General features: G+C 36.6%; 1 protein-coding gene. It reads right to left on the bottom strand.

The window, feature by feature from the left end; all coding sequences use genetic code 11:
• Position 1 precedes the first annotated feature (1 nt).
• On the bottom strand, positions 2–257 hold a 256-nt coding region (locus tag SB658_RS25410), incomplete at its 5' end, for an MFS transporter (protein WP_410603208.1).

The following is a 257-nucleotide window of genomic DNA, read 5'->3' on the forward strand; positions in this document are numbered from 1 at the left end:
GTTATTTCTGCTTAAAAACAGTGTCCTGTAATTCTTCTAAAGATTTTCCTTTGGTTTCCGGCATCATAAACATCACAAACAATAATTGAAATACCATCATTATTGTAAAAATTAAAAACACAGTCCCTGCCCCAATTGTTGAGAATAAAAACGGGATCATAGAAGGTATGATAGCTGCAAGTACCCAGTGTGTTGAAGACCCAAAGGCCTGACCGCTGGCCCTTAAATGGTTTGGAAAAATTTCAGATATAAACACC

The organism is Bacillus sp. SIMBA_008 (assembly GCF_046535495.1).
Taxonomy (GTDB): domain Bacteria; phylum Bacillota; class Bacilli; order Bacillales; family Bacillaceae; genus Bacillus; species Bacillus subtilis.